The organism is Psychrobacter sp. 1044 (genome assembly GCF_904846525.1).
In the GTDB taxonomy this organism is placed as follows: domain Bacteria; phylum Pseudomonadota; class Gammaproteobacteria; order Pseudomonadales; family Moraxellaceae; genus Psychrobacter.
The window spans coordinates 1-14,245 of the sequence record NZ_CAJHAZ010000016.1 but is presented as its reverse complement, the minus strand read 5'-3'; the positions used below and the strand labels follow the sequence as shown (position 1 = coordinate 14,245).

Genomic DNA, 14,245 nt, shown 5'->3' with positions numbered 1-14,245 from the left:
ACGTCTATTTATTGAGCTAATATTGATTAACCGCTCATAAATAGACAGTTGAATAAACAGCTGCATTGGTGCAAAGGGTTGGGCATAAGCATTATCGCCCCACCCTTGAGCCAAGCAGCTGTCTTTTTATTCTGTCTTTTTAATATTGGAATAATGTGGTGGTCTTATGAGTAATTTGAAACCAGATAGTGTGATTGCCTGCTTGGACTGCCCAGACCACGTGCAAGCAGTGTTAGAAGCCAGCATGTGGGCCGCGACTCGTCTACAAGCACCTGTTGGACTGTTGCACTCAGTACCGAGCTTACAACAAAAAGCTGCTGTGAATTATTCAGGCTGTCTGAATATCGATGATGAAAACATGCTGCTTGAGCAATTCACCACAAAGGAGCACTTGAGTAATTGTGAGCTAAAAGCCCAAGGCAAGCTTTTGCTTCATCAAGCCACCACCTATTGCGAACAGCAGCGACAAAAACTAAAAACCTATACCCTGCATCGCCATGAACACCTCAATGAAAGTATCGATTACGTCGATGACAAAGCACAATTGATCGTTATAGGTCACAATGTCACCTGCAAATCGACATTGAGCCAGTTGATTAGAGTCAGTCACTGCCCCATTTTGGTGACTCATGCACCATTTTTGCCCCCTACGACCGCGTTATTTGCTTTTGACAACAGTCCAACATCTCATAAATTGCTCAATTGGCTCTGCAAAACCTCACTGGTTCGCGCATTAACCGTTCATATCGTGATGGTCGGTAAAGAAAACTCTGAAAATTGCGATGCGCTACGTGAAGCTTATGCGCGGCTCAAACAAGCAGGCATCAAGTCTAAAAAAGCATTGCTGGATTGCCGTGATGTCACTTCGGCTTTGAATTATTATCAAAATGAAAATGATATCGGTATGCTGATGACCGGTGCCTTTGGCCAATCTCGTCTGCGTGAACTTCTAAAAGGTAGCGACACAAAAAAGCTGCTCGGTAGCACCAAAACCCCCTACCTACTCTTCCCAAAGGTATAGGCTTTAGCCGATCTACACAGCCACTCCTCTCTCTTTGAGCGCAGAGCCTATACATCCATGTTAAGCTCTGCCGCTTACCGTATCACACAATTTTCCCTACTTTCTCCTCAAGTGATTCGTTTCATATACCAAACTAGGTTAGCAAATCATCACAGGAAATAGATGGATGGTCTCCCCAAGCACCTAAAAAGTTGGTTATAATAAAGTTTTCGTCAGTTCAACGCTAAAGGTTAATTCGCATTCTCTATGCTCATAACGGTGGTTTATACCATTGCAGCATAACCAGTATTTTTTGCCATAACTATGGCTGTTTTTGAACAAACAAATCCAATCTTACCTATCCCCCTTGAGTAAATTGGCACAGTTCTTGAATGACTAATAGTAAGCATGGCAGCGATACGATGCACCACAATGCTTCGATCAACCTGCGGCATCACACAAATAAGGAATATTTTATGAAGCTAATCACTGCGATCTTAAAACCGTTTAAGCTCGATGATGTACGTGAAGCGCTTTCTGACATCGGTGTTAAAGGTGTCACTGTTACTGAAGTCAAAGGTTTCGGTCGCCAAAAAGGTCACACAGAACTCTATCGCGGCGCAGAATACGTGGTGGACTTCTTACCTAAAGTAAAAGTCGAAGTGGCTGTTATTGATGAGATGGTCGAACCTGCTATCGAAGCCATCACTCGCATCGCTAGCACAGGCAAGATTGGTGACGGCAAAATCTTTGTCACTGCACTTGAGCAAGTTATTCGTATTCGTACGGGCGAGACAGGCCCTGACGCTATCTAACGCGCAAGGCCATATAGACACAGATTTATAGATCATACCGATAGCTGTATTGCATCAATTCAAGGGGGAATTAACATGCAAAATCAAATCTTCGAGCTCCAGTACGCACTTGACACGTTTTACTTTTTAATGTGCGGGGCGCTCGTCATGTGGATGGCAGCAGGCTTCACCATGTTAGAAGCTGGACTCGTCCGCTCAAAAAACACCGTTGAGATTTTAACCAAAAATATCGCACTTTTTGCCACCGCTTGTACCATGTACATGATATGCGGCTATGCCATTATGTATGGTGGCAACCTATTCTTGAGCGGTATCGCGGGTAATGAAACGCTGGTAGCAGATGCCTTAGCAGCCTCCGCTGAAAACGGCTTTGACGGTGATTCTGTTTATTCCGCTGCATCTGATTTTTTCTTCCAAGTGGTGTTTGTTGCAACCTGTATGTCGATCGTTTCAGGAGCGGTGGCTGAGCGCATGAAGCTGTGGTCGTTCTTATTATTTGCTGTGGTGATGACTGGTGTCATTTATCCATTAGAGGGTAGCTGGACGTGGGGTGGCAATGATGTATTTGGTATGTTCAATTTAGGCGACATGGGTTTTTCTGATTTTGCAGGTTCTGGTATCGTCCATATGGCGGGTGCTGCGGCTGCATTAGCAGGGGTATTACTATTAGGTGCACGTAAAGGCAAGTATGGCCCTAATGGTGAAATACGCGCCATTCCAGGTGCTAACTTACCACTGGCAGCGCTTGGAACACTTATTCTCTGGATGGGTTGGTTCGGTTTTAATGGCGGCTCGGTGCTAAAACTGGGTGATATTGCCAGTGCTAACTCGGTTGCTATGGTGTTTTTGAATACCAATGCAGCAGCGGCAGGCGGTGCAATTGGTGCTTTAATAATAGCACGCATCATCTTTGGCAAAGCTGACTTAACCATGCTCTTAAATGGTGCACTCGCAGGATTAGTCGCTATCACAGCAGAACCCTCAACCCCATCTGCATTGCAAGCAACACTGTTTGGTTTGATCGCTGGCGTTATCGTTGTGCTATCTATCTTAGCATTGGATAAAATAAAAATAGATGATCCAGTGGGTGCTATCTCAGTTCATGGTGTAGTCGGTCTGTTCGGTCTACTTATCGTACCAATTACCAACCCAGCAGCATCGTTCGTAGGTCAGATTGCTGGTGCAGCCACTATCTTTACTTGGGTATTCATCGCCAGCTTAATCACTTGGGCAGTTATCAAATTAGTGATTGGTCTGCGTATCTCTGAAGAAGATGAGTATGAAGGTGCGGATATAGCAGAGTGTGGTATGGAAGCATATCCAGAATTTGTGAGATAAGCTCTGAAGCCAATATTAAAATATATGTACTAAAAATCCCGCATTACCAAAAGGTATTGCGGGATTTTTATTTATAAATATTAGGTCTAATGTTAAAAATAAACGATAGGTTTATTTCTTTTTCCACGTTTGACTGCGTGAGAATGGACCGATATAACCTTTTAGATTTAAGGTGTTGCCACTCAAGTTTGCGGTCATACGATAGTCTTTGCCTTTTTCAGGATCAGTGATCGTACCACCACTATATTTGCCACCACCATCAGACTTTAAACCTTTAATAATGGTCGTACCAACGTGCTTTTTGCCTTTGGCTGAGTTAGTAGCGATAAGCGTACCTGTTAGTACACCGTTTGACTCAGTAATCTTTACGGTACCTTTTGGCTTACCCTCATCAAATGTCTGCCACGTGGTATTGGCCAAAGGATCAGCGGCGAATGCCATGCTTGCTAAACTGATACCTGCAACAGCTAGAGTGGTTTTGGTAAATAATTTCATAGACTGATTCCCTTCATACAATGATTACTCGAAACGTTATGTTTCTGATCTCCTAGGCTTATCCTTCGCTAAAATCCCTATTAACAGCTATGCGACTTTCTACTCTTTGGAAGTGATTAGCGCATCTAAAAAAACTGCTCATCAAAATTTTATACGACATAAGCGATGTCTTGACTCATTATAAGCAATTTTAAGCTTTTGCCTAGTAATTTTTTTATAGTTTATTATTTCTATAAAAATTGAACTATATCAAATAGTTACAAAAAAGGATTGTCAATATTTTTATCCAACCGGTCATCTTTTTCTTTTGACTTATGCTGACTATTATTGTAAATAGCATCATTTACAAATGCCTGAAGAATCTTGCTTGTTAGTTCATGTAACTGTTGCGCTTGCTCATATCCAGTAGCATCAAGAGTCAAATCAATATCGCCATAGATAATAATTTTATCTGTTTGGTTTTCGATGATAAGCTCACCGATTTGCATACTTTGGTGGTCATTGGCAAATGGATCAATCATTTGATTCTCCTTTTTATTAACAATATCTTGCGTAATTTTTGGATTTTTTGTACCTTTTATTATATATAGACTCGTGTCATAAAGGCATTATGCTTGCAATTGGGCGATTACCCACTCAAGAATCGCCCAAACAAACAGCATCCAAGCCGGCTCTTCTGTTGGCTCATCGGGCAACTCGGAGCTTTCACCCGCCTTTAATGGCAGATCAAATGCCTGTGTTTTGGTTTTGGCATCCAAGACGGGCAGCACATCGATACCAATTCTGGTCGAGAGTTCATCAACACTAATAACCTCTATGCGTTCTGACTCATCATTGGGTGCATAATAGACCCCTGCTTGATTAATCGCTGGTATGTAGACGGCTTTAAAAAAATGGCTGGGCACCAGTACACGATCTGCCAATTGCTTGGTTGTTTTGCCAGTAAATGCTACCCCTGTAATGCTATAAACCTCTCCATATTGCTGGGTCAAATAGCGAGTGGCTGATTCAATATTACGCCAGATATAGCGATTGTTGCGCGGTGACTGCGGGGCGATATTGGCAAGGCTAAAGCTATCATATTGTTGACTGCGATTCGCCATATCGGCATTGGGTGCTAAGTGCCCGCGATCATAGCCAGAGCCTGAATAGTCGGACAATGAGGCGCGTGCGGATTTTGGTAACCTACTTTCTTCATGAAAGCTGTCTTCACGATCGATTTCTTTTGCTTGTTGTAAACGCTTGCGATCCAAATATTCTGCCGACCAAAGCGGTGTACGCGATACGCCAGAATACATAACGGCAAAACCATCCATGCATAAAGCTTGGGTTTTGTTGCTTAGCTTGGTATTAATAAACTCAGGATAGACACCGCCATAAAAAGACTCGCTACACTGAGTAAAGTCATCAGCATGCGCTGAAGTTATACTTATGATCACCGCCATCACGGTCATTGTAATACTGTTTTTCAAACGGGCATTGAGCCTACCGAAACTTATCATTTAACTTTCAACCATCTATGCTTGTCATTACGTATACGCTATCGTAGCAGGCGTTTGTAAATAAAGAAAGATAAGGTGCAAGTCGTGACATTCTAGACAGTATCCGCTATACTAAGCCGTCTAAAAACGGTGAAGTGGGTGAGTGGCTGAAACCGCACGCCTGGAAAGTGTGTATGCGTTAATAGCGTATCGAGGGTTCGAATCCCTCCTTCACCGCCAATCTTATTCTGCTTAATCAAAGCCTCTAGCTTTTCCCATCTATTCAAACAACTCCGAAATACCTTTTAATTCAAAACACTTTCTGAAATTTTTAATTATAAGCCTCTTTTTGGCTTCATCTATTTGCCTATGTCATTTTGTAACCTTTTATTTATTACATTCCTCTCGCTTACGCTCCTCCCGCACCTTTACTTGATGTTTCGCTATTTTCTACCAACATCGCCGCAGCCATTTTTTTGAGTATCGCCCACTGCTCATCGTCGACATAGATACCTTCTTTCCATGCGCGCTGATGGGTTTCAAATAGCTCATCTGTCGATATTTTATGATTGAAATGCTGTATGTCCTGTTCAATATCAAAATTTTGAGTCGCAATTTCAATAATCATATCATTGGTATTATAATTGGCTTGTGCTTGGTCAAAAAAGTATAAATCAGGATACACAAAACCTTGATTTAACGTAAATAATGTATGCTTGGGCACAGAGCCATTGTCCCATTTAGCCAGACAAGCAAAGCCTTTGGCAGCCAGCTCCACCAGCTCACTATAAGCCAACCAGCGGTTATGACAGTTCTGTAAATAAATATGAAAATGCGCCAAATCACCCATTTTTTCCAGAGCATAGTCAATGATAGTCGGCAAGTGACAAGCCAAGCTGCTACCATGCAAATCTAAACGAATAGCGCCGTCTTCTTGATAGACGATATCGATTGGCGTATCGTGCTCGGTTAAAATATACGGACTGGCATTATTAAAGTGTCTGATACCGTCCAAGCCCGCCATCTGTAGCTCAGCGACCATAGTAGCAATCACATCCGCTTCGCCTACTTCACGGTGCATCCCAGTAAAGGCTTTGTGTACTATCGTCACGATTTCATTATGCGATACGATCATGAGTCAAACCTCCCTGCTCTTTTGATAAATCGGGTAATAAAGGAAACAGCCATTCATCACTATGCACTTCTGTAAACAAAGGCGCACCTTGAAACAAGGTGATCCGCACCCAGCGATCTGATCTGGGATCGAACTTGGTTGCCCCAAACATCGATAACTTACACCGTAACAGGTGCATGGGTAATGCATTTTTATGCAAGACATTCATCTGAATATCGCCCAGTGGCTTATGTCCCATCGTCCAAACGCGGCGCGCAATCGAGCGATATTTTGGCTGATTTAAGATGAACTCTGAAATGAGCTGCTTTGGATCGGTGGGTTTCAACGCGAGATACAGCTTATTTGCTTGCCGTGCGATGTCTAATGCAAGCTCACGATCAGCACCCGGTTCTTGCCCGCGCACACCCATCCTTGGCTCTTCTTTATCCACCGAACGATACCAAAACCAATGGCTATTATCGGGCTGGCTAAAATCAATATTAATCGCCCACTGATAATGTAGCTCTAATACATCGATTAAATCTTGGATCACCTTGCCTTTCGGTAGCGACAGCGTTTCATCGGCATTTATTTTTTCTTGAAACGCATCGACACGCTCAGGATAAAGCTCCATCAAGCAAGAGATAATCACTTCTTGGCTCTCAAGGCTTAGATGATGGTGAGCTTGTAAGAACTCCGCCCATGTACTGTAGTGATTAATGGTTGCCATCAAATTATTTTGTAATACGGCTAATTCTGCAACGACCGCTTCATTGAGTTTGATTTGCGACTCATTGATGGTAACAATCTCGCTAAAATGCTGAATAGCACGTTTGATTAAACTGGCAAAATATGCAGTTTTTTTGGGTTCAATCTGGCAGATCAGTGTCACTTGCAACGCTTCTTCACGGGTAGTTAGCCATTGATCGACGACACAAGGATGGTTGATTAGATACGGTGCCATGCCCAGACCGGTGGCGTTACCAACTCCCAAGTAACGCTTAATCTCTGGATGCAGTGCAGCGGCGTTGCTACCGCCTTTTTGCTTTGCCAAATAATCGACCCAATCTAAGCTAAACTCACGCAGCAAATACACGGCACACATCTGCGCTCGAAAGGATTGATCAAAATCTGCACTGTGATCTAACGGTTTAAAGTCATAAATACCAAACTTACCATTGCCATAGACCGCCGTGGTACGCAATATATAACCCACTTGCGCGAGTATATCCAATTCTGGTTGCTGACCAATGGCGAGTGAGCTAACGATATGATCAAAGACCCGTACGCTCTTATTTGCTCGTGCCAGCACCATCACCATATTAGAGTTGCGACCTGCTTCTTGCAGCGGTACGTTGGCTTGTAGATTACCCAGTAATTCCTCACTTATCTCACCAAAGACCAGACCAAAGGTCACATCCCATTTTTGGGCAATCACCCTATCATTACGCTCTTCATCAGCCAGCTCATTACAAAATACCACCAGATGATACAGATGCTCTGGGGTATTGAGGCGATAAATAACCGTGCCATAGCCTTGCTCATCCAAATCCCACAAATGGGTACTGAGCGTCCATTGCTCTCTATCAATCTTACGCAGTAACGTGCGCACAAAGCTAATGCGAGTTTGGTGCATCGCGCCCAACCTTTCTGCATTCATAATCACGTCACGAGTACGAAATTTAGTGCTAAGTTGAGGCGACTTGACATTAATTCTTTCATTATTTGCATGAATCATATTCATAATTTCACTACCTTACCTAATATATTGAGCCAGCAGCTTTGTTAATAATGCCAATGATGATATCTATTGGTAAATAAGTATTCAGCCGTTTTTAGGATCGTTGTTTTGACCTTGACCGTTTGGTAGTCAATCAGTTTTTTGAGTAAGCTTTTCCTTAGCGAGCTTTTCTTCGCTAATTTTATGTCTTACCTCTACCTGATTAGGTCGATACAAGTCTTGCTCTCGCGCCATTTGCTGGGCAATTTGTGGCCCGTTCCATAGCGATGGCAGCAGGATAAAAGAGACTGGCACAGCGGTAATCACGATAAAAGACTGCAACGCTGTCACGCCACCTGAACCAAGCGAGATTAAAACAATCGCTGTCACCCCCATCATGATGCCCCAAAAGGTACGAATCATGGCATTTGGCTCACGCTCGCCACTGATGACCACACTGATGGTATAGGTCATCGAATCACCTGTCGTGACGATAAAAACGGTGGTTAAAATTAGAAATAATATCGAGGTAATTAAAGGAAAGGGTAATTGCTGGGTAACGGCTAATAGTGCACCAGGTAAGTTAAAGCCTTCAAACGCGCTACTAACACTGCCCGGATTGGCAATCTCAAACGCCAGACCTGAACCACCAACGACGGTGAACCAAAAGCACGTCACGAGCGGCGCAATAATACATACGGTGGTAATCAATTGACGAATCGTACGACCACGTGAGATACGAGCGATAAAGATGGCCATCATCGGGCCATAACCCAAGAACCAACCCCAAAAGAACACGGTCCAACCGCCAAGCCAGCCTTCATCACCGCGAAAAGTGGCCATCGGAATAAAGTTATCGACCATCGTGCCGACACCTTGAATATAACCATTGACGATAAAATTGGTCGGTCCAAATATCAAAATAAAGACCATCAGCGCAACTGCCAAGATGACATTAAAGCGGCTGAGCAATTGCATGCCTCGAGCAAGACCACTGATCGCTGATAAGGTATAAAGCGCAATCGCGAATATGATAATGATAAGCTGGGTGGCAAAAGTATCAGGAATACCAAACAATTTATTCAGTGCATAGCTGGTTTGCAAGCCCAAGAAACCAATAGGACCGATAGTGCCAGCAGCAACTGCCACGATACAGCAAGCATCGATAATCGCGCCCGTTTGACCCGTGAGTACGCGCTCACCAAACATAGGATAAAGAAGTGTGCGAGGTTTCAGCGGCAAGCCTTTGTCATAATGCAAATGCATGACCACAATCGCAGTCAAACTGCCGACAATCGACCACGCCAAAAATCCCCAATGCATAAAAGATTGTGATAAGGCGTTAAATGCTTGTTGTTGCAAGTCTGGTGACTCACCGTATAAAGGAGGCGCTGACACGAAATGAGCAATAGGTTCTGCCGCCGCCCAAAAAACCCCACCGCCAGCCAACAATGTACAAAACAGGATGGCCATCCACTTGAAATTGTCCATTTCAGGCTTTGGTAAGTTGCCCAAAATTACACGACCCGTGCGACCTGCACCAACCGCTAAAGCGATGACGAAAGTAGCGAGAAGCAAAATTTGCCAAAAAGGACCAAAGATATTGGCCGACCATTTAAAACCAACATCCACGATCGTTGCTAACTGTGCTTCTGCAAAAATCGCCATGAGCACAAAAATCGTAATAAACCCACCACTATACCAAAAGGCAGGATTTTTTAGCCCCAACGCATCAATATCGACAGCAGCTGGTACAGCGCTGACCTTATCCGCTGTGCTATTGGCAGCGTTTGAGCGTCCTTGCTCACCTTGGTTAAGTCCCTTTAAATCGGCCATGATGTGGCTCCATATTCTAACGTTTCGTTATTTAGATCAGACGTATAACAATGAGGATATAACCAGATAACCTCACTATATTATTTATTTCAAAGCTACTTACTTCAAAGCTATGTATTTCAAAACTGTCTATTTCAAATAGCTGTGCGCTATAAAACGATTGTCGTCTTATAGCGATTTTTAGCGATGACTTGCTAGAATTATCCTTTAGGCTAAAGGCCTTATGCCATTTCCAAGGAAATCAAACCAGTTTTGACCGATGACTTTTCCAGCGTCAATCTCATTAAAGCCATGTTTTAGCAAACCGTTATAGATGTTTTCCATACCGTCCTTGCCAGCGAACCACGGCAAGGTATCTGGCCAACCTGAATTATTGGCATTGCCTTCACCATAATCCATCGCTTTTGACCAACGACCATTACGCATCCACTCAAGCACGGCTTGCGGCTGATTGAGACACAAGTCACTACCAATAGATAAATGCTCTACGCCATATTTATCAGCGCAATTGGCAATCATGGTACAGAAGTCATCAAGCGTACAGTCGCTGCCATTTGGCAAATGAAACGGATATAAACTGAAACCTAGCAACCCGCCCGCTTTGGTTAATGCACTAATAACCGTATCCGATTTATTACGCAGGGCATCGTGTGCTGTGGTTGGGTTGGCATGGCTGATACATATCGGGCGACTAGAGTGCTCAATCGCTTCAAGCGTTGAACGCTCAGCGCTGTGTGACATATCGATAATCATACCGACACGGTTCATCTCAGCGATGGCCTGCTGACCAAAGCGTGTGATGCCGCTGTCATTCTGCTCATAACAACCTGTCGCCAGTAAGCTCTGATTGTTATAAGTCAGCTGCATAATCAATAGACCTAGGCGGCGCATCACGCTAATCAGGCCGATTTCGTCATCAATTGGCGAGCAGTTTTGTGCGCCAAAGAAGATGCCCACTTTACCCTGCTCTTTTGCCATGTTGATATCAGCCACTGAGTACACGGGTAATATAAGATCTGAATTTTGCTCAAAGCGTGTGTGCCACTCGCTAAAGCGGCTCATGGTCTGACGGGCATCTTCGTGATAGACCAAGGTGGCATGTACCGCATTGATACCACTGGCTTGTAGCATCTTAAAGTAGTCACGATCCCAATAGCTATACTGTAATCCGTCAATGACGATATGGTCTTGGTACATATCAATTCCCTTTAATACTTTTATCAGTAGCCGCTATCATTGGCTATTAAGTGCTTTTTCACACCGTGTCGCTTCGATAGCGGCGAGCAGTCTTGTTAAGATAGTTCTAGTACGCTTTTTGATAAGCGGTCTTCACGATGGTATAGAACTCTTTAGCATATTGACCTTGCTCACGCGGACCAAAGCTTGACTGTTTACGGCCACCAAATGGTACGTGGTAGTCGGTTCCTGCAGTCGCTAGATTGACCATCACGCAACCTGCTTGTACCTGCTCTTTGAACATCGCACTACTACGCAAGCTTTGGGTGATGATGCCGCCCGTCAGACCAAAGCGCGTATCATTGGTCATCGCAATCGCTTCGTCCAAATCCTTGACACGCATGACACAAGCCAGCGGAGCAAAAACCTCTTCTTGGTTGATATCCCAGCTGTTGTCCGTCTCGGTAAATAACGTCGGTGACATATAGTAGCCGTCATGCGGCATCTCTAAACGCTCACCACCAAAGGCTAAATTTGCACCAGACTGTTTGGCCTTTTCGATCCAGTCCATGTTTGACGCCAGCTGCTTGTCATCGACAACAGGACCCATAAAGATACCGTCATCAAGCGCATGACCGACTTTTAAGGTTTTCATTTTGGCAATCACACCTTCGACAAAGGCATCATGAATACTGTCCATTACGATGAGGCGTGAAGAAGCCGTACATTTCTGCCCTGAACCACCAAACGAACCAGCAACCGCCGCATCGATAGCGACTTGCAAATCGGCATCGTCAGCGATGACCAAGGCGTTTTTGCTGCCCATCTCAAGCTGGCAACGAATAAAGTTCGGTGCCGTCGCAGCAGCAACTTTGCGACCTGTTGGCACAGAACCGGTAAAGCTAACGGCATCGATATCTGTAGAATTGATGAGTGCATCACCGACTGACGAGCCGCCACCCAGTAACAGGTTGAATGTGCCTTCTGGCATGCCTTGACGGTGGATAATTTCGGCCAATGCCACTGCGCTGGCAGGTGTTAAGTTCGCAGGCTTCCAAATGACCGTATTACCAAAGGCTAGCGCTGGCGCGATCTTCCACACAGCGGTGGCAGTTGGAAAGTTCCAAGGTGAGATAATGGCGACCACACCGACTGCTTCGCGGGTAACTTCAACCTTGACACCAGGACGTACTGAGGCGGCGGTATCACCGATTTGGCGCAATACCTCAGCGGCATAGTAATGAAAAAACTGACCTGCGCGGTAAATCTCGCCGCGACCTTCCGCAAACGGCTTGCCTTCTTCAAGAGACAACAGCGTACCTAGCTCATCACAGCGAGCAATCATTTCATCGCCAATCGCTTGTAGGATAGACTGCTTTTTTTCTAAAGGAGTCGCTTCCCATTTTGGCTGAGCGTGACGGGCAGCAGCAATAGCGTCTTTGACTTGATCGCCACTGGCCTGTGCGAACTCACCGATAGTGTCAGTGATATCAGATGGGTTAATATTGGCTACGGTATTTACGCCTGACTGCCATTCACCGTTAATATAAAGTGATTTGGTTGGGTCTTGCTGCAATATCTGTTGGGCGGTGTGAGCTGACATAAGAGCTTCCTTGATAAAGTACTAAAAGATGGAATATTAAAATTAGTTTTAAGGCAAAGCGGCATATACAACCAGCTCAACCAACATTTCTTCACGAGCCAGTCCTGCTATCACGAGCGCTGCCCGATTTGGATAGGGTGCGTCAAAGTATTCGGCGTAGACTTGATTGACCGTTTTTAGATAGTCGCGATCGGTCACATAGATCATGACCTGTAACACCGAATCCATGCCAACATTGGCACATTCTAGTGTGTGCTTTAGATTGTCTAGCGTTTGGCGGGTTTGCGCTTCGATACCACCTACAACCACGTCACCATTTTCATCGATAGGAATCTGCGCGGTGTACAACGTACCATTGTTAGTGATCGCCCATTCTAAAGGGGATTTAGACGCATAAAGTGAGGTTTTGATGGCTTGTTTGGTTGAGTGAGTCGTCATGTCGTCATATCCTTTGATCAATGATTGGGCAGCGATTGCTATAGAGGTATCCTACCCAAGTGCTAATGATAAATCTAACTAATTAAATTTAGAATATGATAGATTTAATCTATCATAAACGATATCTTATATATTAATAGTGGTGAGGAATAAGCGTATGAAATTACAGCAATTACGTCACTTTTTATGCGTGGTAGAGGAAGGCGGCTTTCGGGCGGCGGCAGATCGCGCCAACCGTTCGCAAGCGGCATTGTCTGCCTCGATAAAGGAATTGGAAAAAATACTAGGTCAGCGCTTATTTGAAGGAGGAAATAAAGCAACACTCACGCCTTTTGGAGAGACTTGTTTACCCAAAATCGAGCAGTTTATGACGGTTTATCAAGCGCTAGAGGATGATTTAAAAGGAGCAGCCGCTGGCGATAAAGGCAAAATAAGGATTGCAAGCGTGCCATCACTGGTGACAAAACTCTTGCCTAGCGTGTTGGTTGAATACTCCAAGAGATATCCTGATGTCGAGATTGTACTAATAGATGATAACTCTGTCGGTGTTGCCAATCGTTTATTGGCAGGTGAAATAGATTTAGCATTGGGCAACTGCACCAGTATCGATCAATCAAATATAGATTTCACCTTGCTCATATCTGACCCGATTGGCGTAGTCTGCTTAAAAAGCAACTCGTTAAATCAACCAGTAAAACCGTCAAAAAACCATCAAAAAACAGGGCTTAAATGGCAACAACTCATGACCCAGCCTTTTATTTATAATGGCACTTGTCGACTGCTCGAAAACACACCCGCCGAGGTGCTCAACCGTAATGCGCGTTACACGGTCGAGAATATTACTTCCTTATTTTCATTATTACGCAATGATCTTGGCATCACCACCCTACCCAAGCTCGCCTTTCCGTCGAATGAGCCAGAATTGGTATGGCTCGACTTACTTGAACCTGCCTTAAACAGACAAATTGGTATTTTTAAATTGGCAAATAAAACGATTTCACCGCCAGCACAAGCGTTTCATGAATTGTGCATTCAGTATGTCCAGAATCACTATATTTTATAAAGACAGGTTAAAAAAAGGTTGAAAATGGGTTAAGACATACCTCACTACCGCTTACTTTTATAAGCCACTATCAGAAACTCCATTCACTTCCTAGATTAACACACCAAGTGCAACGCTAAGTAATGAAATAAAACACCTGGCTTGGCGTTTTAAACCCCAAACGCTT

13 protein-coding genes and 1 tRNA gene are annotated in these 14,245 nt (G+C 44.1%); 5 read left to right on the top strand and 9 right to left on the bottom strand.

Annotated elements, in window-relative coordinates; genetic code table 11:
* Nucleotides 1–166: 166 nt before the first annotated feature.
* The 3 genes from JMX82_RS11295 to JMX82_RS11285 all read left to right on the top strand — a co-directional run bounded on the left by JMX82_RS11295 (nt 167) and on the right by JMX82_RS11285 (nt 3,153).
* Complete coding sequence (locus JMX82_RS11295) at nt 167–1,021, top strand: universal stress protein (protein WP_045445851.1); 855 nt, start codon at nt 167–169, stop codon at nt 1,019–1,021.
* Between the two features lie 455 nt (nt 1,022–1,476).
* Nucleotides 1,477–1,815 carry a P-II family nitrogen regulator gene (locus tag JMX82_RS11290; protein ID WP_010197981.1) on the top strand — a complete coding sequence of 113 codons (339 nt, stop codon included), beginning with the start codon at nt 1,477–1,479 and terminating at the stop codon, nt 1,813–1,815.
* 75 nt (nt 1,816–1,890) lie between these two features.
* A complete protein-coding gene (locus tag JMX82_RS11285; protein ID WP_045452414.1) occupies nt 1,891–3,153 on the top strand; it encodes an ammonium transporter in 1,263 nt (420 codons plus the stop codon).
* 111 nt (nt 3,154–3,264) lie between these two features.
* On the opposite strand, the gene JMX82_RS11280 is transcribed toward JMX82_RS11285, so the two are convergent.
* From JMX82_RS11280 to JMX82_RS11270, 3 genes are all read right to left on the bottom strand, one after another.
* Nucleotides 3,265–3,648 carry a DUF2147 domain-containing protein gene (locus JMX82_RS11280; protein WP_045445845.1) on the bottom strand — a complete coding sequence of 128 codons (384 nt, stop codon included), beginning with the start codon at nt 3,646–3,648 and terminating at the stop codon, nt 3,265–3,267.
* A 257-nt stretch (nt 3,649–3,905) separates the two neighbouring features.
* Complete coding sequence (locus JMX82_RS11275; protein ID WP_201540616.1) at nt 3,906–4,169, bottom strand: hypothetical protein; 264 nt, start codon at nt 4,167–4,169, stop codon at nt 3,906–3,908.
* 87 nt (nt 4,170–4,256) lie between these two features.
* Nucleotides 4,257–5,150 carry a DNA/RNA non-specific endonuclease gene (locus tag JMX82_RS11270; RefSeq protein ID WP_227676682.1) on the bottom strand — a complete coding sequence of 298 codons (894 nt, stop codon included), beginning with the start codon at nt 5,148–5,150 and terminating at the stop codon, nt 4,257–4,259.
* Between the two features lie 128 nt (nt 5,151–5,278).
* On the opposite strand from JMX82_RS11270, the gene JMX82_RS11265 reads away from it, so the two are divergent.
* Nucleotides 5,279–5,369: transfer RNA gene (locus JMX82_RS11265), tRNA-Ser, on the top strand.
* A gap of 169 nt (nt 5,370–5,538) precedes the next feature.
* Here JMX82_RS11265 and JMX82_RS11260 read toward each other — a convergent pair.
* The 6 genes from JMX82_RS11260 to JMX82_RS11235 all read right to left on the bottom strand — a co-directional run bounded on the left by JMX82_RS11260 (nt 5,539) and on the right by JMX82_RS11235 (nt 13,016).
* A complete protein-coding gene (locus JMX82_RS11260) occupies nt 5,539–6,264 on the bottom strand; it encodes a DUF3726 domain-containing protein (RefSeq protein ID WP_201540615.1) in 726 nt (241 codons plus the stop codon).
* Nucleotides 6,248–7,987, bottom strand: coding sequence for a hypothetical protein (locus JMX82_RS11255; RefSeq protein ID WP_265089322.1), 1,740 nt, complete (start codon nt 7,985–7,987; stop codon nt 6,248–6,250). Before JMX82_RS11255 ends, JMX82_RS11260 begins: the two co-directional genes overlap by 17 nt.
* Nucleotides 7,988–8,113: 126 nt before the next feature.
* Nucleotides 8,114–9,799 (bottom strand): BCCT family transporter, encoded by a 1,686-nt coding sequence (locus tag JMX82_RS11250; protein WP_201540614.1) that lies wholly within the window; start codon nt 9,797–9,799, stop codon nt 8,114–8,116.
* A gap of 207 nt (nt 9,800–10,006) precedes the next feature.
* Complete coding sequence (locus JMX82_RS11245) at nt 10,007–10,996, bottom strand: membrane dipeptidase (protein ID WP_055125371.1); 990 nt, start codon at nt 10,994–10,996, stop codon at nt 10,007–10,009.
* Between the two features lie 106 nt (nt 10,997–11,102).
* A complete protein-coding gene (locus JMX82_RS11240; protein ID WP_201540613.1) occupies nt 11,103–12,578 on the bottom strand; it encodes an aldehyde dehydrogenase family protein in 1,476 nt (491 codons plus the stop codon).
* A 48-nt stretch (nt 12,579–12,626) separates the two neighbouring features.
* On the bottom strand, nt 12,627–13,016 hold the full coding sequence (locus tag JMX82_RS11235) for a RidA family protein (protein ID WP_201540612.1): 390 nt from the start codon (nt 13,014–13,016) through the stop codon (nt 12,627–12,629).
* Between the two features lie 157 nt (nt 13,017–13,173).
* Here JMX82_RS11235 and JMX82_RS11230 point away from each other — a divergent pair, with 157 nt between their 5' ends.
* Complete coding sequence (locus tag JMX82_RS11230) at nt 13,174–14,079, top strand: LysR family transcriptional regulator (RefSeq protein ID WP_201540611.1); 906 nt, start codon at nt 13,174–13,176, stop codon at nt 14,077–14,079.
* Nucleotides 14,080–14,245: the final 166 nt, after the last annotated feature.

Coding starts and splice junctions, on each gene's coding strand:
- JMX82_RS11295 (WP_045445851.1), top strand. CDS start 167: ATGAGTAATTTGAAACCAGATAGTGTGATTGCCTGCTTGGACTGCCCA.
- JMX82_RS11290 (WP_010197981.1), top strand. CDS start 1,477: ATGAAGCTAATCACTGCGATCTTAAAACCGTTTAAGCTCGATGATGTA.
- JMX82_RS11285 (WP_045452414.1), top strand. CDS start 1,891: ATGCAAAATCAAATCTTCGAGCTCCAGTACGCACTTGACACGTTTTAC.
- JMX82_RS11280 (WP_045445845.1), bottom strand. CDS start 3,648: ATGAAATTATTTACCAAAACCACTCTAGCTGTTGCAGGTATCAGTTTA.
- JMX82_RS11275 (WP_201540616.1), bottom strand. CDS start 4,169: ATGATTGATCCATTTGCCAATGACCACCAAAGTATGCAAATCGGTGAG.
- JMX82_RS11270 (WP_227676682.1), bottom strand. CDS start 5,150: ATGATAAGTTTCGGTAGGCTCAATGCCCGTTTGAAAAACAGTATTACA.
- JMX82_RS11260 (WP_201540615.1), bottom strand. CDS start 6,264: ATGATCGTATCGCATAATGAAATCGTGACGATAGTACACAAAGCCTTT.
- JMX82_RS11255 (WP_265089322.1), bottom strand. CDS start 7,987: ATGAATATGATTCATGCAAATAATGAAAGAATTAATGTCAAGTCGCCT.
- JMX82_RS11250 (WP_201540614.1), bottom strand. CDS start 9,799: ATGGCCGATTTAAAGGGACTTAACCAAGGTGAGCAAGGACGCTCAAAC.
- JMX82_RS11245 (WP_055125371.1), bottom strand. CDS start 10,996: ATGTACCAAGACCATATCGTCATTGACGGATTACAGTATAGCTATTGG.
- JMX82_RS11240 (WP_201540613.1), bottom strand. CDS start 12,578: ATGTCAGCTCACACCGCCCAACAGATATTGCAGCAAGACCCAACCAAA.
- JMX82_RS11235 (WP_201540612.1), bottom strand. CDS start 13,016: ATGACGACTCACTCAACCAAACAAGCCATCAAAACCTCACTTTATGCG.
- JMX82_RS11230 (WP_201540611.1), top strand. CDS start 13,174: ATGAAATTACAGCAATTACGTCACTTTTTATGCGTGGTAGAGGAAGGC.